Consider the following 21,412-nt stretch of genomic DNA (forward strand, 5'->3'; position numbering starts at 1 on the left):
TGCAAATGTGGGCTGTGGCCCGATCAACGCCTACGCGTCAATCGACGAACAGCGAGCTGACCGATTCGGCGTTGGAAATACGCAGGATGGTCTCGCCCAGCAGCGCGGCGCAAGACAGCTGGCGGATCTTGCCGCTGGCCTGGCCTTGCTCGGAAAGCGGGATGGTGTCGGTGACGACGAGTTCGTCGAGTTCCGACGCTTCGATGCGGTCGATGGCGCCGCCCGACAGCACGGGGTGCGTGCAATAGGCGTAAACGGCGCCGGCGCCGCGGTCTTTCAGGGCCTGGGCCGCCTTGCACAGCGTGCCGGCGGTGTCGACCATGTCGTCCATGATGATGCAGGTGCGGCCGTCGACTTCACCGATGATGTTCATCACTTCCGACACGTTGGCGCGCGGACGGCGCTTGTCGATGATGGCAAGGTCGGCTTCAAGCTGCTTGGCCAGCGCGCGGGCACGAACCACGCCGCCGATGTCCGGGGACACCACGACCAGATTCGAGAAATTGCGGCGCCAGATGTCGCCCAGCAAGATCGGACCGGCGTAGATGTTGTCCACGGGAATGTCGAAGAAACCCTGGATCTGGTCAGCGTGCAGGTCCATGGTCAGGACGCGGTCAACGCCAGCCACTTGCAGCATGTTGGCCACGACCTTGGCCGAGATGGCCACGCGCGCCGAACGCGGGCGGCGGTCCTGGCGGGCATAGCCAAAATAGGGAATCGCGGCGGTGATGCGGCCGGCCGACGCGCGGCGCAGGGCATCGACCATCACCATGATTTCCATCAGGTTGTCGTTCGTAGGCGCACAGGTGGGCTGCAGGACGAAGACGTCTTTACCCCGCACGTTCTCGTTGATCTCGACCATCACCTCGCCGTCCGAAAAACGACCGACGGTCATCTTTCCCAGGGACATGTCGAGGTGGTTGACTACGTCCACGGCCAGCCGAGTGTTGGCGGTGCCCGTGAAAATCATGAAGCTATCGTTTGCCATGATGGATGATGCGATGGTCGTTTGAGACACTAACGATTGATGCGAATGATGCGGGGTGATACCCGGGGTGACTTGGACAAGCACGTTCAACTTGCACCAGCGAATCCGGAAAATAAAAAAGCTGCTGAACCCGGGCCAGTGTCTTACAGGCGTGTTCAACAGCTTTTTTATGTATTCGGTTGGCTGGGGAGGAAGGATTCGAACCTTCGCATGCCGGAATCAAAATCCGGTGCCTTAACCAGCTTGGCGACTCCCCAACTATCTTGCAATCCAATTCCGCAACGGATGTTCAGCTAACCCAGTACATGCCTGCACTAACCGAAACCGTGGATGCGTTTGGCTGAATGTTTTATCAGCGCCGCGCATTATAGCGGTAATTTCTTGTTCTGCCAAAACGGCCTGCGATGTTTCGGAAAATTCGGCGAATAAACACGCGCCTGATCCCGACATGCGAACAGGAAGACCCCGTTCAGCAAGCCACCGCGATGCCCCAAGCACTTCAGGATAAAGACGGTAGACCACCGGCTCCAAATCATTTTTTCCGTAAAGCGCGCATCCTTTGGCAACTTCACCGCCGGATCCGCTTGGCAAAAATGTTTGCGAAGCAAGAAAGTCCGCTATTGTGATGTAAGAAGAATCCCTTGTCAAATCGGGTGCGGAAAATATTCCAACAGTCGGCACGCTGGCATCGGGTTGCGCCACCAGATAGGCACGCTCGGGCAGCGTCACGGCGGTGAGATCTTCGCCGATTCCCTGCGCAAACGCCGACTGGCCAAAGACAAAGACCGGCACGTCCGCGCCCAGCGGCAACGCCAGCGCCATGAGTTCCTGACGCGACAGTCCCGTGCTCCACAGCTTGTTCAAGGCGATCAGCACCGATGCCGCATCGCTCGATCCGCCGCCTAAGCCCCCGCCTTGCGGAATGCGCTTTTCAAGGCTGATCTGCGCGCCCTGGCGCGTGCCCGTGGCCTTCTGCAGGGCGCGCGCGGCGCGCACGGTGAGGTCCTGGTCTTCGGGGACACCCGGCAGATCGGTGGCGCGGCTGATGACGCCATCGGACCGCACATCGAAGTGCAGCGTGTCGCACAGGTCGATGAAGCGGAACACCGTCTGCAGCAGGTGATAGCCGTCGTCGCGGCGGCCCACGACGTGCAGGAAGAGATTCAGCTTGGCGGGAGCGGGAACGTCGTAGAGGGTCACGAAAGACAACCGGTGCGGATCAATCCGTCATTCTAGCGAGACGGGCCGGCGCACCGTGGCGCCTTTACGCCAACTGCGGCGTCACGCTGCCGCTAAGGCGTGCAGCGGGCGCGTCGATGACCTGCCCGTCCGGCAGCTTGAACACCGACACGGCGCCGGCCAGTTGGCGCGCCTGTTCTTCCAGGGCGCCAGCAGCAGCGGCGGCTTCTTCGACCAAGGCCGCGTTCTGCTGCGTCACGCTATCCATCTGCGACACCGCGCGGTTGACCTGGTCGATGCCGGTGGCCTGCTCTTCCGAAGCCGCCGAGATTTCAGCCATGAGGCTGGTCACGCGCTGCACGGATTCGACGATCTCGCGCATCGTGGCGCCGGCATTTTCAACCTGTTCCGAACCCACGCCGACCTTCTGCGCAGAGTCTTCGATGAGCTGCTTGATTTCCTTGGCGGCGGCGGCGCTGCGCTGTGCCAGCGTGCGCACTTCGCTGGCCACGACCGCAAAACCCTTGCCCTGCTCGCCGGCGCGCGCGGCTTCCACCGCGGCGTTGAGCGCCAGGATGTTGGTCTGGAACGCGATGCCGTCAATCACGCCCACGATGTCGGCGATGCGCGACGAGCTGCCCGAAATCGCATGCATGGTTTCGACCACGCTGGACACGGCCTCGCCGCCGCGCTGTGCAACCGCCTGCGACGCAGCCACCATGCGATTGGCCTCGCGGGCGGTGTCGGCATTCTGCTTCACGGTGGTGGCCAGCTCTTCCATGCTGGCCGCGGTTTCTTCGAGCGACGCAGCCTGCTCTTCGGTGCGGCTGGACAGATCGGTGTTGCCCGAAGAAATCTCGCGAGCGCCGACGTTGATCTCGTCAACGCCGCGGCGCACGGCCGACACGGTGCGCACCAGGCTGTCCTGCATGGCCTTGAGGGCGCCGATCAGCGCGCCGATTTCGTTCTTGCCCATATCCGCCACGCGGCGCGTCAGGTCGCCTTCGGCGATGCGGCGGAAGACTTCGCCCGCTTCCAGCAGCGGACGCACGATCATGCGGCGGATCAACACATGCGCGCCGACGGCCATCAACAGGCCCAGCGCCAGAATGCCGGCCAGCAGCGAACTGAACAGCGTGTGGAACATGGAGATTTCATCCATGACCGTCTGCCCGGTGCTCTCGGCACGCAGTACGAAGGCGTCGCGCTCGCTTACGAGACGCTCCTGCACGGCCTGCGTACCCTGCTTGAAGTAGGCGTCCATGTCGCCGGCTTCGAGGACGCGGCCCACGTTCTGCAGGTTGGTGCTGAGCTTGGTGTAGGCGTCGATGATGGCGGCGGACTCGGCCTTTTCCTCGGCGGACAGGCTGCCCGAGAACCCTTGGAAGGCGCGATCGGCCGACACGATGCGCTGGCGCGCGGCCTGGAGCGAGCTCTTGTCGTCGGTATTGCCCTGCGCGACGCGCGTGGCGTAGCGGCTCAGGTCCGTGCGGGCCGCAACGAGCGACAGCGACGCGGAATTGACCGCATTGACCTGTTGCGCCGACAGGCGATAAAGCTGCTCGACATCGTGGTTGGTCTGCCGCAGGGCAACAAAGCCCATGCCGCCAATCACCAACTGGAAGGTGAAAAATATCGCGATGATTCCCAATAGCACCGTCGCGATGCGTGTGTTCCTGAACATTGGCCATTCTCCAAAAGGGTGGCGGCAGACGAGCGTCGACCCCGAATTGCTGCGCCGCGCACGAACCGGGCGCGGGCAGGGAGAATTATTCAGTGAAGTCAATATATTTCAAGCGGTAACACGCCCGGATTTGCGGCGGTTATTCGCTTGATTGGAATCAAGGCGATGTGATAAGGGTTTACCCGAATCGCCCAGCGCGGCGCCTGACGCCGCGCGCGCTCACGACTGGTTGACGACCAGCCGGACGAGGATGCGGCGTCCGGGTTCCTGGCGCTCCAGCACCAGCAGTTGCGGGCCTTTCTCGTCGTAGCGGGAAAGCTTGGCGCGCCAGCCGCCCTGTTCGAATGCCACGGGGCGGCCCAGTTCGTCACGGGTGACGTCGGTGGCCTCGGGGTCGGCGGGCAGCTTGCCGCGCAGCCAGTCGCGCAATCCGGACACCGGCATGCTGCTGCCCAGCGCGTCTTCGGCAAGCGCATCCGGGTTGTCGGCGACCAGCCGGGTGCCGTCTGCCTTGGTGAGGCTGGCGGCGCCGGGGGTGCCTTCCACGCGCGCTTCGGTCGAGCCCAGCGGGTTGGTCAGGTCCAGCACATAACGGCGGCCATCGTCGGACCAGGAAAAACCGCCCTGCACCGCGTTTTGCTTGCCGCTTTCTTCGTTGACGGTAATGGCAAAGCGTCCGATGCGGGAAAACGCATCGGCGCTGGCGCCTTCGATCGGCTTGGGCAACGACGTGCACGCCGCCAGGGTGAAGGCTAACAGCGCCATTGCCATCCAGCGCACGCTGGCCGCGGCGCCGCGCAATCCTGCAAATACTGCCGTCACAGGCTGACCCCCAGACGCTTCACGACGTCCTGAACCGTCTTGTTCTTGGGATCTTTCTGCAGGGCCGCGCGCAGCAGGTCCATGGCCTGATCGCGCTTGCCTTGCGCCCAAAGCACCTCGGCCAGATGCGCGGCGATGTCGGCTTCGGGACGCACGCTGTAGGCGCGGCGCAGATAATCCGCGGCGGCGGTGGTGTCGCCCATGCGGAATTTGACCCAGCCCATGCTGTCGAGAATGAACGGATCGTTGGGCGACAACTCCAGCGCCTGCGTGATCAGGTCCAGGGCCTCGGGCAGGCGCTGATTGTGGTCCGCCAGCGTGTAGCCCAGCGCGTTGTACGCATGAGCGTGGTCCGGATCCAGCGCGATGACCTGACGCAGCATGCGCTCCAGGTCAGCCAGGCGGTTCTGGCGTTCGTACAGCATCGCCAGTTCGTATTTGATTTCGACCGTGTCCGGCAGCGCCTGGTCGGCGGCTTCCAGGGCGGTGACCGCCTGGCCGATGCGGTCGGCGTCGCGCAGGATCTGCGCCTTGGTCAGCGCGCCCAGGGCGCGTTCTTCTTCGTCCTGCGGGCCGGCCGAGTCGATCATAGCCAGCGCGTCGTCCACGCGGCCGCTCTTTGCGCGCAGCGCAGCCTGGCGCATGCGCACGGAATAGCGCAGCGTGGGGTCATCGATGCGGCCGAGTTCGGCGATGGCTTCGTCGTAATGGCCCTGGTCTTCGGCGATGCGCGCCAGCAGCACGTGGGCATCGGCGGCGGCGGCGCCGGCGTCGGTGGCGCCCGGGACCGTGGCCCGCTGGCGCTGGTTCTGGACGTCCAGATACTGCTGCAGCAAGGTCTTGGCCTGCGGAAGCTGCCCGGACTTGTACGCCAGTTGCGCCTGCATGAAGAGCAGGTCGAAGTCTTCAGGCGACCGGCGCGACATGGCTTGCAGTTCGGCCAGCGCGGCGTCGTAGTCGCCGCTGTCGGCCAGTTGACCGGCCAGCATCAGGCGCACCTTGCGGGCGCCCGGATTGCGGTTGATGAAAGTGCGGGCTTCAGTCTGCGCGCGCTTGGGGTCGACCTTGGAGCCGTACTCCAGCACGCGCTGGGCGGCGCCTTCGGATTTGGGATCAGCGGCCAGCGCGGCGCGGGATTCCTGCGCGGCACGCTCGTAGTCGCCGGCCGCGGAGGCCACATCGGCCAGCGCCAGATGGGCGGCGGGCAGCTTGCGCACGCTGTCGCTCAGGGATTCGTCCAGGATGCGCAGCGCCAGGCGCCGGTCGTTCAGGCGGCTGAGCACGGCAAGCGCCTGGCCGATGGCGGCGGGCTTGTCGCGCGAGGAATCGATGCGTTTGCGCAGGGCCTGGGCCAAGCCCTTGGTCTGGCCATTGGCAGCCGCCAGCGCCAGCTCGGTGGAGCTGGCTTCGACGTCGTTGGGAGCCAGGCGGGCCCATACGCGGGCCGCGTCCAGCGCGCCGGGCAGGTTGCCGCCGGCAAGCTGGAATTCAAGGCCGCGGCGGGCAAGACGGGGATCGCCGGTGTCACGGGCCAGACCGACCATGGTGGTGGCGGCGGTGCCGTACATGCCCCGCTGGGCGGCGATTTCGGAAGCCAGTACGCGGTAGAAGATATCGCCGGTCAGCGACACATAAGGCAGTTGACCTGGGCGCAGGCGGATGACTTCGGTTTCAGGCTGGCGGCTTTGGGGGGCCATCCGGGGACCCGTCGCGTCACGCGTCCGGCCGTCGGCGGCCTGGGCCGGCGGGGCCATGATTGCTGCCAGCGCAAGCCCCAACGCGGCGATCCCGATATTCATTTGTTTAAAAGACGACTTCACGCGGCCCGTCCGGTTGATGGCACAATCTTCGTACACGCAATTGATGATCTTACACTGGCTCATGCCGGAACTGCCTGAAGTCGAAACCACGCGCCGAGGAATCGACGCCATCATCACCGGCCAGACGCTCTCGCGACTGGTCGTCCACGAACCCCGCATGCGTTGGCCCATCCCGCCGGAGCTGCCGTCCCTGATCGGCGGACGCACGGTGCTGGAATGCGCGCGGCGCGGCAAGTACCTGCTCCTGCGCTTCGAACATGGCACCCAGATCGTGCATCTGGGCATGTCGGGCTCACTGCGCAGCGTGGCGCCCGGGGAATTCCTGCGCAAGCACGATCATGTCGAATGGATCTTCGACGGCGCGGTCCTGCGCCTGCACGATCCGCGGCGCTTCGGCGCGGTGCTGTGGCACGACGCCGCCGAAGGCCCCATCGACGCGCACCCGCTGCTGGCCAAGCTGGGCATCGAACCCTTCGACCCGCGGTTCGACGGGGCCTGGCTGCACCGGCATTTCCAGAACCATTCGGCCGCCATCAAGCAGGTGCTGCTGGCCGGCATGGCGGTGGTCGGCGTGGGCAATATCTATGCGTCGGAAAGCCTGTTCCGCGCCCGGATCAATCCCAAGACGCCCGCAAACAAGCTGTCGCTGGCCCGCTGCGAGCGGCTGGCAGACATGGTGCGCGCCACGCTGGCCGACGCGCTGACCTCCGGCGGCAGCACGCTGCGCGACTACGTGGGCGCCAGCGGCGAGCCGGGCGCCTACTTTGAGATCCACGCGGCCGTGTACGAGCGCGAAGGCCTGCCCTGCCGGGTCTGCGCCACCCCGATCCGCCGTTTCGTCCAGGGACAGCGGGCCACCTACTACTGCCCGAAATGCCAGCGGAATTGACCGCCACCCGCCCTAAGCGCCTGCGAAAATCACCGTTACAACTGGGGAATTCGTTTATAGCAAACGTATTGCACGAAAACTAACGCGGGACTATATTTCCTTCCACACACCCTATTCCTATAAAAGTGGAAGGAGCCTCCATGAGCAAGCAATTCGCCTCGCACGCGGACATGGACGACAAGGTCGTCTCGTTCGAAAAACTGTCCGACAACGCCTATGCATACACCGCCGAAGGCGATCCCAACACGGGTGTGATCATCGGCGACGAGGCCGTCATGGTGATCGACACCCAGGCCACCCCCGTCATGGCCCAGGACGTGATCCGCCGCATCCGCGAAGTCACGGACAAGCCCATCAAGTACATCCTGCTGTCGCACTACCACGCCGTGCGCGTGTTCGGCGCGTCGGCCTACAACGCCCAGGAGATCCTGGCCAGCCGCGACACCTACGACCTGATCGCCGAACGCGGCGAGCAGGACAAGGCCAGCGAGATCGGCCGTTTCCCCCGCCTGTTCCGCAACGCCGAATCGATTCCCCCGGGCCTGGTCTGGCCGACCATGACGTTCAAGGGCGAAATGACGGTCAACCTGGGCAACCTGGAAGTCAAGCTGCTGCAGGTCGGCCGCGGCCACACCAAGGGCGACACCATCGCCTGGCTGCCCGAACAGAAGATCCTGTTCGCGGGCGACCTGGTCGAGTACCAGTCCACGCCCTACTGCGGCGACGCCTACTTCCGCGACTGGCCCACCACGCTGGACGCTCTGTCGGGCTTTGAAGCCGAGAAGATGGTGCCCGGCCGCGGCCCGGCGCTCAAGAACGCCACCGAAGTGCGCCAGGGCCTGGCCGGCACGCGCGCCTTCCTGACGGACCTGTACGGCGCCGTGAACCGCGGCGTGGCCGAGGGCAAGGACCTGAAGACGATCTACCGCGAGGTCTACGACTTCATGAAGCCGCGCTACAGCGACTGGGTCATCTTCGACCACTGCATGCCGTTTGACGTGTCGCGCGCCTTTGACGAGGCGTCGGGCCACACGCATCCGCGCATCTGGACGGACAAGCGCGACCTGGAGATGTGGGCCCAGCTGGAAGGCTGACCTACCCCTGACCAGACAAGCACGAACCGGACACGCGCGACCCTTGCGGCGCAGCGTGTCCGCATAAATAAAAAAATGACCCACACAGGAGACAACCGTGGGAGACATCGACTTTCAGGCGATGGAGTTCGCCTATGAAAAGCACGCGGACCAGACGGCGGCCGACCCGGCGCGCCATCAGGTCGTGGTGGTGGGCGCCGGCCCCGTCGGCCTGACCACGGCGCTGGATCTGGCTCGCCAGGGCGTGCGCGTGGTGGTGCTGGACGACGACTACCGCTTGTCCACAGGGTCGCGCGCCATCTGCTTTTCCAAGCGCACGCTCGAAATCTGGGATCGCCTGGGCGTTGGCCAGCGCATGATCGACAAGGGCGTGTCGTGGAACGTCGGCAAGATTTTCTTCCGCGAACAGGAAGTCTGGCGCTTCGACCTGCTGCCCGAACCCGGCCACCGCCGGCCGGCATTCATCAATCTGCAGCAGTACTACGCCGAAGGCTATCTATACGAGCAGGCCCGCCAGCAGCCCAACATCGAGCTGCGCTGGAAGAACAAGGTGGCCGGCGTCATGCAGGGCGATGACGGCGTGACGCTGACCGTCGAAACGCCCGAAGGCCCGTACACGCTGCATGCCGATTGGCTGATCGCCTGTGACGGCGCACGATCGCCGGTGCGCAAGCTGATCGGCCAGGAAAGCCACGGCCGCATCTTCCGCGACCGCTTCCTGATCGCCGACGTTAAGATGACCGCGGATTTTCCGTCCGAACGCTGGTTCTGGTTCGATCCGCCTTTTCACCCGAATCAATCCGTGCTGCTGCACCGGCAGCCCGACAACGTCTGGCGCATCGATTTCCAGCTCGGCTGGAACGCCGACCCCGTTGAAGCGGTCAAGCCCGAGAACGTGCTGCCGCGCATCCGGGCGCTGCTGGGTCCGGACGCGCAGTTCGAACTGGAATGGGTCAGCGTCTACACGTTTGCGTGCGAACGCATGGACAAGTTCCGCCACGGCCGCATCGTGTTCGCGGGCGACTCCGCGCATCGCGTGTCGCCGTTCGGTGCGCGCGGCGCCAACAGCGGCGTGCAGGATGCCGAGAACCTGGCGTGGAAGCTCAAGCTTGTCGTGGCCGGACTGGCGCCCGATACGCTGATCGACAGCTACAGCGCCGAGCGTGAATTCGCGGCCGACGAGAACATCCTGAACTCGTCGCGCGCCACCGACTTCATTACGCCCAAGAGCGACATCAGCCGCAGCTTCCGCAATGCGGTGCTGAATCTGGCGAAAGACCACCCGTTTGCGCGATCGCTCGTGAACAGTGGGCGGCTTTCGCTGCCGGCCACCTACGCCGGATCGCCCCTGAACACGCCGGATGCCGACGCCTTCACCGGCCGCATGATGCCGGGCGCGGTGGCGCTGGATGCGCCGTTGCAGGTTCAGGGCGAAGCGGGCTGGTGGCTGTCGCAACTGGATGGCGAGTTCGTGCTGGCGGTGTTCTGCGGCGCCGCGCTGCCCGGCCGCGACACGCTGATGGCGTTGCAGGCGCTGCGGATGGCGCCGGTGCCCGTCAAAGCCGTGCTGGTGGCCGATATGCAGTGCGACCTGTCCGCCGTGGCCGCGGACGTGCCCGTGGTGCGCGACAGCGAAGGCTGCCTGGCCAAGCGCTACGACGCGCAGGACGGCACCGCCTACCTGATCCGCCCCGACCAGCACATCGCCGCGCGCTGGCGCGTTTTCAATCCCGACGCCGTTGCCGCCGCCGTTCAGCGCGCGACGGGCCGCGCGTGATTCCCGAGGTTGTCACCATGCTTATCACCGAAACCAACCTGAGCGCGCCGGACGACTTCTATGAAGCGCTGATCGACGCCCATCGCGACCTGACGAACGAGCAGAGCCAGGAGCTGAATGCGGCGCTGATCCTGCTGCTGGCGAACCACCTGGGCGACCTGCCCCTGCTGAAGGAAGCGCTGCAACATGCGCGCGCGTCCGTGACGCAGGCGGTTTAAGGCGGCAATTCAAGACAAGGCGTCCGATTCAAGCGGCGCGGGTCCGCGTCGGCGTCAACGCGCCGCGCGGACCTTCATGAGCCCACCGCGAAGGTGTTGACGATCAACGCGCGCAGCCACTGATTGCCGCCGTCGCGATCCACCCTGCGCTGCCAGTACATGTTGGTCTGCAGCGCGGGCACTTTCAGCGGCGGGGTCATGAAGCGCAGGCCGAACGGTGCGGCGGCGCTGGCCGCCAGCTTCTCCGGCACGGTTGCCAGCAGATCCGTCGCGCTGACGATATAGGGCACCGCGGAGAAATGCGGCACGCTGAAATGCTCGGCCAGGTCCACCCCCGCCCGCTCCATCGACTGATTCACCTGCCCATAAGGCGCCGCGCGCGACACGATCAGATGACGCTCCGCGCGAAACGCCTTGATCCCCATGCCCGCATGCGCGGTGGGATGCGCCTGGCGGAAGAGCGTGGCGTAGCCCTGGCGAAACAGCATCCGCTGCAGCGTGCCGGCTCCCATTTCATCGAACGCGCCGATTGCCAGGTCCACCCTGCCCGACTCCATCTCGCGCGGCAGATCCGGCCCCAGCACCCGCACCGAGTCGATGCGCACGTGCGGCGCCTTCTGCACGCAGACTTCCATGAGGCGCGGCATGAAGTGGATTTCGCCGACGTCGGTCATGGCCACGCGAAAGCGCCGGGTGCTGGTCGTCGCATCGAACTCGTCCTGGTCCTGCAAGGCCTGCGAAAGCAACCCCAGCGCTTCACTGACGGGTCCGGCCAGGCGCTGGGCGCGCGGCGTCGGCAGCATGCCCTGCGCGGTGCGTACGAAGAGTTCATCGCCGAATGCCACGCGCAGGCGCCGCAGCGCATTGCTCACCGCGGGTTGCGACAGGTCCATGCGCCGCGCCACCGCTGACAGGTTGCGGTCTTCCAGCAGGTGTTGAAACAGCAGCAACAGGTTCAGATCGACATCGCGCAGTTCGGCCATCGGCGCCCCCTACTATTCACGAAATTTATAGTCGCTATTTTTGCATTCCCGTAGCCGCAACAGGGATTTTTTCCGACAATGGCACATCGGCTCGGGCGGCGCCCGTCCCGCCACCACACCAAGCTGCGCGGCCAAGCACCGCGCCCGCCACCCAGGAGGATTCCATGGAACTGCAATATCAGTCCGGCTTCGGCAACGAATGCGCAACCGAGGCCTTGCCCGGCGCCCTGCCCGCCGGCCGCAATTCACCGCAGCAATGTCCTTACGGCCTGTACGCCGAGCAGCTGTCCGGCACCGCCTTCACGGCGCCGCGCGCGGAAAACCGCCGCTCGTGGCTGTACCGCATCCGTCCGGGCGCGCAGCACAAGCCCTTTGAAGCGTTCGGCGGCGCCGCCGGCTGGCTGAGCACCTTCGGCCACGGCCCGGTCACGCCGAACCAGCTGCGCTGGAGCCCGATGCCGATTCCCGATGCCCCCACGGACTTCCTGGAAGGCGTGAAGACGTGGGGCGGCAATGGCGGCCCCGACGAACAGGGCGGCGTGGGCATCCATCTGTATGCCGCCAACCGCTCGATGCAAGGCCGCTTCTTCTACAACGCCGACGGCGAACTGCTGCTGGTGCCGCAAGAGGGGCGCCTGCGCCTGGCCACCGAACTGGGTCTTATCGACCTGGAACCGCTGGAGATCGCCGTCATTCCCCGCGGCGTGCGATTCCGCGTGGAACTGCTGGACGGCACGGCGCGCGGCTACATGCTCGAGAACTTCGGCGCGGCGCTGCGCCTGCCGGAACTGGGTCCCATCGGCTCGAACTGTCTGGCCAACGCGCGCGACTTCAAGACGCCCGTGGCCTGGTACGAAGACGTGGACGGCGACTTTGAACTGATCGCCAAGTTCACGGGCGGCTTCTGGCGTGCCGCGATCGACCATTCGCCCCTGAACGTGGTGGCCTGGCATGGCACGCACGCCCCCTACAAGTACGACCTGCGCCACTTCAACACCATCGGTTCGATCAGCTTCGATCACCCCGATCCCTCGATCTTCACGGTGCTGACGGCGCCGTCGGACACCCCGGGCACGGCCAACATGGACTTCGCGATCTTCCCGCCGCGCGTCCTGGCCATGGAGAACACGTTCCGTCCGCCCTGGTTCCATCGCAACATCGCCAGCGAATTCATGGGCCTGATCCAGGGCGTATACGACGCCAAGGCCGACGGGTTCGCGCCCGGCGGCGCCAGCCTGCACAACTGCATGAGCGGCCACGGCCCCGACGCCGAAACGTTTGAAAAGGCGTCGCACGCGGACACCAGCAAGGCGCATTACATCCGCGACACGATGGCGTTCATGTTCGAGACCCGCCGCGTGATCCGCCCGACGGAGCAGGCGCTGGCGTCGGTAGAATTGCAGGGCGATTACTACCGGTGCTGGCAGGGCATCGCAAAGCACTTCGATCCCAAGAAGGCGTGACGCGACCGCGTCAGCCTTTGTTGCCGGCGGCGATGCGCGAACAGCGCATCGCCGTTTGGCGTTTGATTCATCCGGCGCACGAACCGCTCGAGCGCCCGGCCAGCCCCCCATAACCACACTGACCGAGACACGCAGCCATGACCACCACGATCAACGAAACCCACGACCCGTCCTTGAAGAGCTGGGTCGCCAGCGCCAATTCGGACACGTCGGATTTCCCCGTGCAGAACCTGCCCTACGGCGCATTCCGCCGCAAGGGCTCGCAGGAATCCTTCCGCCCCGGCGTGGCCATCGGCGACCAGATCCTGGACCTGGCCGCGCTGGCCGGCAAGCAGCCGTTCGAAGGCCTGGCCGCGGATGCCCTGGCCGCCTGCGCCACCGATAGCCTGAACGCGCTGATGGCCCTGGGCCAATCGCACTGGAGCGCGCTGCGCCTGGCCCTGTCGCGCGCGCTGCGCGAAGGAGCCGCCCTGCGCGCCACGGTGGAACCGCTGCTGGTCGCGCAGGCTGATGCCGAATACACCACGCCCGCCCGCATCGGCGACTACACCGACTTCTATATCTCGGTGCACCACGCCACCGCCGTGGGCAAGCAGTTCCGTCCCGACAACCCCCTGCTGCCCAATTACAAGTGGGTGCCGATCGGCTATCACGGCCGCGCCTCCAGCATTGGCGTGGACCAGAAATTCCCGCGCCCGGTCGGCCAGACGCGCCCCGCCAACGAAGGCGAAGCGCCGCAATTCGGCCCCTGCGCGCGTCTGGACTATGAACTGGAGCTGGGCATTTTCGTGGGCACCGGCAACGCGCAGGGCGAACGCATCACGCTGGCCGACGCGGATTCGCACGTGTTCGGCCTGTGCATCCTGAACGATTGGTCGGCGCGCGACATCCAGGCCTGGGAATACCAGCCGCTCGGCCCCTTCCTGTCCAAGAACTTCGCGTCCACGATCTCGCCGTGGATCGTCACGATGGAAGCGCTGGAGCCGTTCCGCACGCAATGGACCCGTGGCGCGGGCGAGCCGCAGCCGCTGCCTTACCTGGCCTCCGACGCCAATCGGGCCAAGGGCGCGTATGACGTCCAAATGCAGGTGCTGATGACCACCGAACAATCGCGCGCCGACAGCAAGCCGCCGGTGAAGCTGTCCAGCAGCAATTTCCGCGACGCCTACTGGAACGTCGCGCAGCTCATCACGCATCACACGGTCAATGGCTGCAACCTGCAGCCGGGCGACATGCTGGGCACCGGCACGCTGTCCGGCCCGCAGCCTTCGGAAGCGGGGTCGCTGCTGGAACTGAGCAATGGCGGCAAGGCGCCGATCGAACTGCCGTGGGGCGAGAAGCGCACCTTCCTGCAGGATGGCGACCAGATCATCATCCGCGCCGAATGCGTGAAGGCGGGCTATCCGCGCATTGGCTTCGGCGAGTGCTCGGGCGTGGTGCTGCCCGCGCGCGTCTGACGCTCAGGCGGCATGGACAAAGCCACGCAGCGGCGCGTCCGCTGCGTGGCTTTTTTTATTTAGTTGACGGGCGGGTTTGTGACGGCCGGCGATCCGGCGGCGGGCGACCCGGCGGCGGGCGATCCCGCGGCGGGCGATCCCGCACCTGACGCCCCCGCACCCGGCGCCCCCGGGCGCGCCACCAGCGCCTCGATCTCGTCGTCCTTGGCCTGCCATTGCTGCCCAAGCCATTGGTGGAACGTGGTGCGAAACGCCTTGTCGCGCGAGTAATCGGCTTCGCAGAATGCCGGCGGCACCGGCAATTGCCGCATGCGCACCAGCACTTGTCCTGCGCGTCCGCAGGCGAAATCCCAGAAGCTCGGCGCGCCATCCGGATAGGCGATGGTGACGTCGATCATCGACCGGAACTGCGCCCCCATCGCATTCAACGACACCGCCAGGCCGCCGGCCTTGGGCTTGAGCAGATGGCGGTATGGCGAGTTCTGCGCCGCGCGCTTGGCTTGGCTGAAACGCGTGCCTTCGGCAAACAGCATCACGCTGGTGGGCACCAGCGAAAACTTGGCGCAGGCGCGCCGCGCGGCCTCCTGGTCCTGGCGCCCCAGGTCGGGGTTCTTGCGCAGGGCCGCCTTGCCGTGCCGTTTCATGAAGGGAAAGTCCAGCGCCCACCACGCCAGGCCGATGACCGGCACGTAGATGAGCTGCTGTTTGAGGAAGAACTTGAGCAGCGGAATGCGCCGGTTCAGCGAGTACTGCAGCACGAAGATGTCGACCCACGACTGATGGTTGCAGTTGACCAGATACCAGTCGGCATAGCGCAGGTCCTTGTTGCCCTGGATGTCCCAGGCCTGCGGCTGGATGCGCACGAACCAGCTGGAATTGCACGCCACCCACGCGGTGGCGATGCCATTCAGGATGGGGTCGATGCGGCGCCTGACTGCGGCAAAAGGCAACGCCAGCTTCAGCAGCGAGACCGGAAACAGCAGCAGGCACCAGAACAGCGTGTTGGCGGCCAGCCAGACCGAGCTGATGACCCCGGTGATCCAGGCAAAACGGCCACGCGGCACGGGGATCGCCATACGGGGCCGCTGGCGCTGCGCGGCGTGTTGGACACTGGAAAGCGCCGGAGATGCGGGGCGGGAGGCTCCCGAGGACGTGTTGGGCGTTGTCATGGGCGCCAGTGTGCTATTGGCCCGCGGAATGCGGATTGAGCAGGATCAAGGCAGGCGGCCTGGGTGGCCGCCTTGGTCGTCATATGCGTCACGGCAGCCGGTACTTCTCTTCGCGATACGCCCAGCTTGCCCACAACGCGTGCGCCAACGCCTCCTGCGTCAGCGCCGGATCCGCCGGCTCGACCGGCGCATACGTTTCGTCCTGCCCCACTGGCGCGGCCTCGTATCGGAACTGGCGCGGCGCCTTGGAAGGCTCCAGCACCAGCAGTTGATCGCCTTTCAGATAACCGAAGTTGTCCGCGTATTGCATCATCGCCCGGTTCGGATCGCGCTGCGTCAGGTCGGCGCCCAGCATGGGGTTCACATTATCCAGGCCGATCAAGGACAGCAGCGTCGGCGCCATGTCGATCTGGCTGACCAGCCGATCGTCCTGCCGCGGCGCGATGCCCGCGCCCAGGATCAGCGCTGGAATCTGGAAATGCCGTACCGGCACGGGAATGGAGCCGTAAACGCGCGAGTCGTGGTCGGCGATGACCAGGAACACCGTGTTGTCCCAATACGGCGCCTTGCGCGCCTTGTCGAAGAACTGGCCCAGCGCCCAGTCCGCATAGCGCACCGTGTTGTCCACCGTGGCCGGATCGCCCACGGGCTGGATGCGCCCGGGCGGGTATTCCCAAGGCGAATGGTTGGTCACCGAGAACGCCAGCGTGAACACCGGCTTGTCGCCATCCGCGCGCAGCAGGCGGTCGACCTGATTGAACATGTCTTCATCGGAGGCGCCCCACGATCCCTCGAACACGGGGTCGACGAATTTGGGCCGGTCCACGATCTCGTCAAAGCCGTTGCCCAGGAAGAAGGCGCGCATGTTGTCGAAGTGGGACTCGCCGCCATACACGAAGCGCGAGTGATAGCCGTGCTTGCCCAGCAACTGCGCCAATGTGAAAAAGCCCGTCTGCGAACGCGGCAGCTTGACCACGGCATCGGCCACGCTGGGCAAAAAGCCCGCCGTGACGGCTTCGATGCCACGCACCGAGCGCGTGCCGGTGGCGTAGGCGCGGTGGAACATCCAGCCTTCCTTGCTTAGCCGGTCGATGTTCGGCGTGAGGTCGCGGCCCCCCAGGCTGCCGACGTACTGCGCGCCCAGGCTTTCCTGCAGGATGATCACCACGTTCAGCGGCTTGTCACGCCGCACGGTTGCCTTCTGCTCATGCAGGCTGGGCAGCGTCGGATCTATTGGCGCGCCGGTCATGCCCGCCTTCTCGCGCACGATGGCGTTCATCTCATCCACGGCCATCTTGGGATACATCGCGGCCGACGAGCGTTCGTCGCGCATGCGATAGGCCGCGTCGAACACGCTGTACAGCGAATTGAGCGCCAGCGCGTTCACCATGGCGTCCGAGCTGAAGGCCACCTTGGCGGGATTGATGGGCCGATGCTCGAGCGTGCCGCGCGCGCCCAGGAACACCAGCGCCAGGATCACAAAGGATGCGACAGGCCGCTTCCACCATCCCATGAACGGATCGCGCGTGCGCGTCGGGAACAGCTTGACCGCAAGCCAGGCCGCCAGGACCAGCACCACGAAGGCGGCCAGCAGCACGCCCTTGTAGCCCTGCCACAGCATCGAGCCCACTTCCTTCGGATTGAGCAGATAGATGAAGTAGAGGCGGTTGGGCCGGGTGTCGTATTCCGCGATGAATTGCGGGGTGGACACTTCCAGCAGCACGTACAGCATCCACCACACGCGGAACCACCACGCGGTAATGCGCGCGGCAAGCGGACGGTGCCCGAACCACGGCGAAAACACCGCCGGCAGCGCGATCACCATCGACAGCAGGCACACGTCGATGCGCAGTCCGCCAAAGAGGAGTGGCCCGAGGCCGCCGGCCGCTTCGACGCGGTCCCACATCCAGAAGGCCAATCCCAGCCGCGACAGTGTCAGCAGCACCAGGATGGCGATGATGAATCGAAGTGTCAGGCGACGCATGCCGCGACCCTCCGAGCAACGGGACATGCCTGTCCCAACGAAGAATGCGTATTGTTTGATGTGCCGCGCAGAACCATGCCGTTTCGAGAACCAAAAAACTAACCGCGCCAAGAGTAACGCGGTTTCGGGCTTATCGACGGCGGCGCGAGGCGGTTCAAACGTTGTACGACATCACACGTGACCAGATCGCCTTCAATACGATGGCTATTGCGCGCGCCGCAGGCGTTCGCGGCTGTTGCTCAGGTGCGTGCGCATGGCGGCGCGAGCGGCCTCGGGGTCCTGGCGCGTGATCGCGCTGTAGATGTCTTCGTGTTCGAGATTTACGCGCGCCAGATAGGCGGCGCGGTCTTCGAGGGCGAACTTGGCGGAGTTGATGCGGGTGCGGGGAATGATGGCCGAACCCAGGTGCGCCATGAGGTCCGCGAAGTAACGGTTGTCGGTGGATTGGGCCACCAGCAGATGGAATTGAAAGTCCGGCGTGATGGTGTCACCGCCGGCATCCAGCGCCTGTTTGAAGGCATCCAGCGCGCGACGCATCGCCTGCAATTGTTCGTCGCTGCGGCGGATGGCGGCGAGCCCGGCGGCCTCGCTTTCCAGGCAGATGCGCAGTTCCAGCAGCACCAGCACGTCGCGCACGGTGGCGATGTCGGCCGGGTCGACGCGGAAGTCGCCGCCGCCGCTGGGCTCAAGCGCATAGGTGCCCACGCCGTGATGCGTTTCGACCAGACCCGAGGCCTGCAGACGCGACAGCGCCTCGCGCACGACAGTGCGGCTTACGCCGAACTGACGCATGATGGCGGATTCGGTGGGGAGCTTGTCGCCCGGGCGGATTTCACCGCTGCGGATGCGTTCGGAAATGTTTTCAACCAGGCCTTGCGCCAGGTTGCGGGGACGACGCTGCGGCAAAACAGGGGTATCGGCGGGAGCGTTCATCAGGGATTATCCGGAAGCGGTTGCGCAGCGCTTGACGCTGAAAAATGGCGTTCATTATACTTTGCGACAGTTGTACGATAACGTACCAGACAAGTCCACTCCACCGCGCCATTCACAGAGCGTTGCGTCATGAGCCGAGCTGTCAACAACATGCCTGAATCCCTTCGGTGTCATCGTTTGTTATTGACCGGCGCCGCCGGCAACCTGGGCCTGGTACTGCGTCCCCGATTGAAAGCTCATGCGGACATCCTTCGCGTCTCGGACGTGGCGGCGATGGCCCCCGCACAAGACGGCGAAGAGGTCGTGCAATGCAATCTGGCCGACGCGTCCGCCGTGTCGGAACTGGTGCGCGGCACGGACGCCATCGTGCATCTGGGCGGCGTGTCGGTCGAGCGCCCCTTCGAAGAAATCCTGCCGGCCAATATCCAGGGCGTCTACAACGTCTACGAGGCGGCCCGCCTGCACGGCGTGCGGCGCGTGGTGTTTGCCAGCTCCAACCACGTCATCGGCTTTTATGAACAGGGACAGACCCTGGACGCCGACGTGCCGCTGCGACCCGACGGCTATTACGGCCTGAGCAAGGCCTACGGCGAAAACCTGTCGCGCTTCTACTTCGACCGATACGGCATCCAGACCGTCTGCCTGCGCATCGGTTCATCGTTTCCCGAACCCAAGGACCGGCGCATGCTGGTCACCTGGCTCAGCCACGACGACCTGACCGATCTGGTCATCCGATCCCTTTTCACCCCCGAAGTCGGCCACCTCATCGTGTATGGCGCGTCGGCCAACCGCGACAGCTGGTGGGACAACAGCGGCGCGGCCGTGCTGGGCTTTGCGCCCAAGGATTCCTCAGAGCGGTTCCGCGCGCAGGTCGAGGCGCAGCCCCCGCTGGCCGCGGACGATCCCGCGGCGCGTTATCAGGGCGGCGCCTTCGTCAAGGCCGGCCCCTTCCCCTTCCCGAACGCCTGAAGCCTTTCATGTCCATCACCGCCGAACGTCTTGGAACCTTGTTGTGCGGCGTCGGAGAAAGCCCTATCTGGCGGCGCGCAGACAAGGCGTTCTACTGGACCGACATCCCCGGCAAGACGCTGTGGCGCTGGACGCCCGAAACCGGCGCGTTCGCGCACTGGGCGCTGCCGCAAATGGCGGGCTGCATTGCGATGCGCGGCGACGGGTGGCTGCTGGCCATGGAAGACGGCCTCTATGCCTGCGACGCCCTGCGCGAGGGCGAGGCTTGCCTGCCCCGGCAACTTGCCGCCGTGGCCCACAACGCGCCCGGCATGCGGTTCAACGATGGCCGCTGCGACCGGCAGGGCCGGTTCCTGGCCGGCACCATGGTGATGGACATGGGCCTCGCCTGGCCCGCCGGCGCACTGTACCGCCACGATGCGCGCGGCACCTCCGTGTTGCTGGACGATCTGATTGTGCCGAACGGCCTGGCTTTCAGTCCCGATGGCCGGACGATGTACCTGTCCGATTCGCACCCGTCGCGCGCGACCGTCTGGGCCTTTGACTACGACACCGATGCCGGCGTGCCGTCCCACCGCCGCGTCTTCATCCCCGCCCTGCCCGCCGGCCGCCCGGACGGGGCCGCCGTGGACGCGGCGGGCTGCTACTGGATCTGCGGCAACGACGCCGGCAAGGTGTACCGCTACACCCCCGACGGCCGTCTGGACCGCACCCTGGACGTGCCCGCCGCGAAGGTCGCCATGTGCGCCTTCGGCGGCGCCGGCATGGACACCCTTCTCGTCACGTCGATCCGTCCCGCGAATGCCGCTCCCGGCGCGCTGGATGGCGCGGTATTCGCCCTGCACCCCGGCGTGCAGGGCCTGGAGGAAACCGCCAGCGCCGGTTAGCACCCGACGGGCGGCTTCGCGCGCGCCCACCCCGAGCAGGCAGTGCATATCAAAGAGCTTCGGGGCCATCACGGCCCTCAACGAAACGCCGTACCCCATCCGGAGGTAGACATGCTGCACCCTCACCTGAGCCGCGCCGTTCTGGCCGCGGCCGCCTTGCTGACGCTGATTCCCGCCACCCACGCCGCCGAGCTGCGCTCCGCGGACATCCATCCCGACGATTACCCCACTGTGCAGGCCGTGCGCCACTTCGGCGAACTGGTCAAGCAACGGACCAACGGCCGCATCACCGTGAAGGTGTTTTCCGGCGGCGCGCTCGGCAACGAAGACGATTCGATCGAGCAGGTGAAGCTGGGCGCGCTGGCCATGTCCCGCGTCTCCAGCGCGGCGATGCACAACATCTGCCAGACCACGCGCGTGCCGTCGCTGCCGTTCCTGTTCCGCTCCAAAGAGCATCTGCACAAGGTGCTGGACAGCGAGATCGGCGACCAGATCCTGCGCTCGTGCGAGGCTGCGGGCTTCGTCGGTCTGGCGTGGTACGACAGCGGGTCGCGTTCCATGTATACGACCAAGAAGCCGATCAAGACGCTGGCCGACGCCAAGGGCCTGAAAATCCGCGTGCAGCAGTCGGACCTGTCCGTCGCGATGGTGGAAGCGATGGGCGGCAACGCCACGCCGATGCCGATGGGCGAGGTCTACACGTCGCTCAAGACAGGACTGGTGGATGCGGCCGAGAACAACTTTCCCAGCTACGAGAGCGCGCATCACTACGAGGTCGCGAAGTTCTATTCGCTGACCGAGCACACGATGACGCCCGAGATCCTGATCTTCTCCAAGCGCCAGTGGGACAAGCTGCCGCCGGACGACCAGAAGATCCTGCGCGAGGCCGCGCGCGAATCGGTGCCGTACATGCGCAAGCTGTGGGACGAACGCGAGCAGAAGTCGCGCGCCGTGGTCGAGAAGGCCGGTTCGCAGATCTCGCAGGTCGATAAACCCTCGTTCCAGGGTGCGATGAAGCCGGTGTACGAACGCTTTGTCACCACCCCTGAAATGAAGGATCTGGTCGCCAAGATCCAGGCCGTGCAGTGAGGACATC

General features: G+C 65.5%; 18 protein-coding genes and 1 tRNA gene. 9 read left to right on the plus strand and 10 right to left on the minus strand.

Annotation, left to right across the window (positions count from 1 at the left end; all coding sequences use genetic code 11):
* Positions 1-37: 37 nt before the first annotated feature.
* The 6 genes from AB3147_RS23890 to AB3147_RS23915 all read right to left on the minus strand — a co-directional run bounded on the left by AB3147_RS23890 (position 38) and on the right by AB3147_RS23915 (position 6,556).
* The gene (locus tag AB3147_RS23890) at positions 38-988 is read right to left on the minus strand and encodes a ribose-phosphate pyrophosphokinase (protein ID WP_006227587.1); all 951 of its coding nucleotides are present in this window, start codon (positions 986-988) and stop codon (positions 38-40) included.
* Positions 989-1,168: 180 nt separating this feature from the next.
* Positions 1,169-1,245 (minus strand) — tRNA-Gln (locus tag AB3147_RS23895).
* A gap of 1 nt (position 1,246) precedes the next feature.
* On the minus strand, positions 1,247-2,188 hold the full coding sequence (gene ispE / locus AB3147_RS23900; protein ID WP_367353152.1) for a 4-(cytidine 5'-diphospho)-2-C-methyl-D-erythritol kinase: 942 nt from the start codon (positions 2,186-2,188) through the stop codon (positions 1,247-1,249).
* 64 nt (positions 2,189-2,252) lie between these two features.
* Positions 2,253-3,851 carry a methyl-accepting chemotaxis protein gene (locus tag AB3147_RS23905; protein ID WP_367353153.1) on the minus strand — a complete coding sequence of 533 codons (1,599 nt, stop codon included), beginning with the start codon at positions 3,849-3,851 and terminating at the stop codon, positions 2,253-2,255.
* Between the two features lie 219 nt (positions 3,852-4,070).
* Positions 4,071-4,622, minus strand: a complete 552-nt coding sequence (gene lolB / locus AB3147_RS23910; RefSeq protein ID WP_191578046.1) for a lipoprotein insertase outer membrane protein LolB — start codon at positions 4,620-4,622, stop codon at positions 4,071-4,073.
* A gap of 47 nt (positions 4,623-4,669) precedes the next feature.
* Complete coding sequence (locus tag AB3147_RS23915; protein WP_175137523.1) at positions 4,670-6,556, minus strand: tetratricopeptide repeat protein; 1,887 nt, start codon at positions 6,554-6,556, stop codon at positions 4,670-4,672.
* Between AB3147_RS23915 and mutM the strand changes: the two genes are divergently transcribed.
* The 4 genes from mutM to AB3147_RS23935 all read left to right on the plus strand — a co-directional run bounded on the left by mutM (position 6,555) and on the right by AB3147_RS23935 (position 10,471).
* The gene (gene mutM / locus AB3147_RS23920) at positions 6,555-7,382 is read left to right on the plus strand and encodes a bifunctional DNA-formamidopyrimidine glycosylase/DNA-(apurinic or apyrimidinic site) lyase (RefSeq protein WP_367353154.1); all 828 of its coding nucleotides are present in this window, start codon (positions 6,555-6,557) and stop codon (positions 7,380-7,382) included. The genes AB3147_RS23915 and mutM overlap by 2 nt on opposite strands.
* 140 nt (positions 7,383-7,522) lie before the next feature.
* A complete protein-coding gene (locus AB3147_RS23925; RefSeq protein WP_056558918.1) occupies positions 7,523-8,476 on the plus strand; it encodes an MBL fold metallo-hydrolase in 954 nt (317 codons plus the stop codon).
* 97 nt (positions 8,477-8,573) lie between these two features.
* Positions 8,574-10,253: an FAD-dependent oxidoreductase gene (locus AB3147_RS23930; protein ID WP_367353155.1), complete on the plus strand. Its 1,680-nt coding sequence runs from the start codon at positions 8,574-8,576 to the stop codon at positions 10,251-10,253.
* A 17-nt stretch (positions 10,254-10,270) separates the two neighbouring features.
* Complete coding sequence (locus AB3147_RS23935) at positions 10,271-10,471, plus strand: DUF2783 domain-containing protein (protein ID WP_175122535.1); 201 nt, start codon at positions 10,271-10,273, stop codon at positions 10,469-10,471.
* A gap of 74 nt (positions 10,472-10,545) precedes the next feature.
* On the opposite strand, the gene AB3147_RS23940 is transcribed toward AB3147_RS23935, so the two are convergent.
* Entirely contained in the window at positions 10,546-11,454 is a 909-nt protein-coding gene (locus AB3147_RS23940) for a LysR family transcriptional regulator (protein WP_175122534.1), read from the minus strand.
* Positions 11,455-11,618: 164 nt separating this feature from the next.
* On the opposite strand from AB3147_RS23940, the gene hmgA reads away from it, so the two are divergent.
* Positions 11,619-12,917, plus strand: coding sequence for a homogentisate 1,2-dioxygenase (gene hmgA / locus AB3147_RS23945; RefSeq protein WP_191577967.1), 1,299 nt, complete (start codon positions 11,619-11,621; stop codon positions 12,915-12,917).
* 137 nt (positions 12,918-13,054) lie between these two features.
* On the plus strand, positions 13,055-14,374 hold the full coding sequence (fahA, locus tag AB3147_RS23950; protein ID WP_367353156.1) for a fumarylacetoacetase: 1,320 nt from the start codon (positions 13,055-13,057) through the stop codon (positions 14,372-14,374).
* Positions 14,375-14,433: 59 nt separating this feature from the next.
* Here the strand turns inward: fahA and AB3147_RS23955 are convergent, their stop codons facing one another.
* The 3 genes from AB3147_RS23955 to AB3147_RS23965 form a co-directional block, all read right to left on the minus strand.
* Positions 14,434-15,438 carry an acyltransferase gene (locus AB3147_RS23955; RefSeq protein ID WP_367353580.1) on the minus strand — a complete coding sequence of 335 codons (1,005 nt, stop codon included), beginning with the start codon at positions 15,436-15,438 and terminating at the stop codon, positions 14,434-14,436.
* Positions 15,439-15,631: 193 nt separating this feature from the next.
* Complete coding sequence (locus AB3147_RS23960) at positions 15,632-17,527, minus strand: LTA synthase family protein (protein ID WP_312993733.1); 1,896 nt, start codon at positions 17,525-17,527, stop codon at positions 15,632-15,634.
* Between the two features lie 204 nt (positions 17,528-17,731).
* On the minus strand, positions 17,732-18,460 hold the full coding sequence (locus AB3147_RS23965; protein ID WP_175122529.1) for a FadR/GntR family transcriptional regulator: 729 nt from the start codon (positions 18,458-18,460) through the stop codon (positions 17,732-17,734).
* A gap of 150 nt (positions 18,461-18,610) precedes the next feature.
* Here AB3147_RS23965 and AB3147_RS23970 point away from each other — a divergent pair, with 150 nt between their 5' ends.
* The 3 genes from AB3147_RS23970 to AB3147_RS23980 all read left to right on the plus strand — a co-directional run bounded on the left by AB3147_RS23970 (position 18,611) and on the right by AB3147_RS23980 (position 21,405).
* A complete protein-coding gene (locus AB3147_RS23970) occupies positions 18,611-19,429 on the plus strand; it encodes an NAD-dependent epimerase/dehydratase family protein (protein WP_343738623.1) in 819 nt (272 codons plus the stop codon).
* An 8-nt stretch (positions 19,430-19,437) separates the two neighbouring features.
* A complete protein-coding gene (locus AB3147_RS23975; RefSeq protein ID WP_367353157.1) occupies positions 19,438-20,316 on the plus strand; it encodes an SMP-30/gluconolactonase/LRE family protein in 879 nt (292 codons plus the stop codon).
* Positions 20,317-20,427: 111 nt separating this feature from the next.
* The gene (locus AB3147_RS23980; RefSeq protein WP_175122526.1) at positions 20,428-21,405 is read left to right on the plus strand and encodes a TRAP transporter substrate-binding protein; all 978 of its coding nucleotides are present in this window, start codon (positions 20,428-20,430) and stop codon (positions 21,403-21,405) included.
* The last annotated feature ends 7 nt before the right edge of the window (positions 21,406-21,412 follow it).

Source organism: Achromobacter animicus (genome assembly GCF_040775605.1).
Lineage (GTDB): Bacteria > Pseudomonadota > Gammaproteobacteria > Burkholderiales > Burkholderiaceae_B > Achromobacter > Achromobacter animicus.

Bases quoted from the DNA above. Each gene is read 5' to 3' on its own strand.
- AB3147_RS23890 (WP_006227587.1), bottom strand. From the start codon at position 988: ATGGCAAACGATAGCTTCATGATTTTCACGGGCACCGCCAACACTCGG.
- AB3147_RS23905 (WP_367353153.1), bottom strand. From the start codon at position 3,851: ATGTTCAGGAACACACGCATCGCGACGGTGCTATTGGGAATCATCGCG.
- lolB (WP_191578046.1), bottom strand. From the start codon at position 4,622: ATGGCAATGGCGCTGTTAGCCTTCACCCTGGCGGCGTGCACGTCGTTG.
- mutM (WP_367353154.1), top strand. From the start codon at position 6,555: ATGCCGGAACTGCCTGAAGTCGAAACCACGCGCCGAGGAATCGACGCC.
- AB3147_RS23915 (WP_175137523.1), bottom strand. From the start codon at position 6,556: ATGAGCCAGTGTAAGATCATCAATTGCGTGTACGAAGATTGTGCCATC.
- AB3147_RS23925 (WP_056558918.1), top strand. From the start codon at position 7,523: ATGAGCAAGCAATTCGCCTCGCACGCGGACATGGACGACAAGGTCGTC.
- AB3147_RS23935 (WP_175122535.1), top strand. From the start codon at position 10,271: ATGCTTATCACCGAAACCAACCTGAGCGCGCCGGACGACTTCTATGAA.
- AB3147_RS23940 (WP_175122534.1), bottom strand. From the start codon at position 11,454: ATGGCCGAACTGCGCGATGTCGATCTGAACCTGTTGCTGCTGTTTCAA.
- hmgA (WP_191577967.1), top strand. From the start codon at position 11,619: ATGGAACTGCAATATCAGTCCGGCTTCGGCAACGAATGCGCAACCGAG.
- fahA (WP_367353156.1), top strand. From the start codon at position 13,055: ATGACCACCACGATCAACGAAACCCACGACCCGTCCTTGAAGAGCTGG.
- AB3147_RS23960 (WP_312993733.1), bottom strand. From the start codon at position 17,527: ATGCGTCGCCTGACACTTCGATTCATCATCGCCATCCTGGTGCTGCTG.
- AB3147_RS23965 (WP_175122529.1), bottom strand. From the start codon at position 18,460: ATGAACGCTCCCGCCGATACCCCTGTTTTGCCGCAGCGTCGTCCCCGC.
- AB3147_RS23970 (WP_343738623.1), top strand. From the start codon at position 18,611: ATGCCTGAATCCCTTCGGTGTCATCGTTTGTTATTGACCGGCGCCGCC.
- AB3147_RS23975 (WP_367353157.1), top strand. From the start codon at position 19,438: ATGTCCATCACCGCCGAACGTCTTGGAACCTTGTTGTGCGGCGTCGGA.
- AB3147_RS23980 (WP_175122526.1), top strand. From the start codon at position 20,428: ATGCTGCACCCTCACCTGAGCCGCGCCGTTCTGGCCGCGGCCGCCTTG.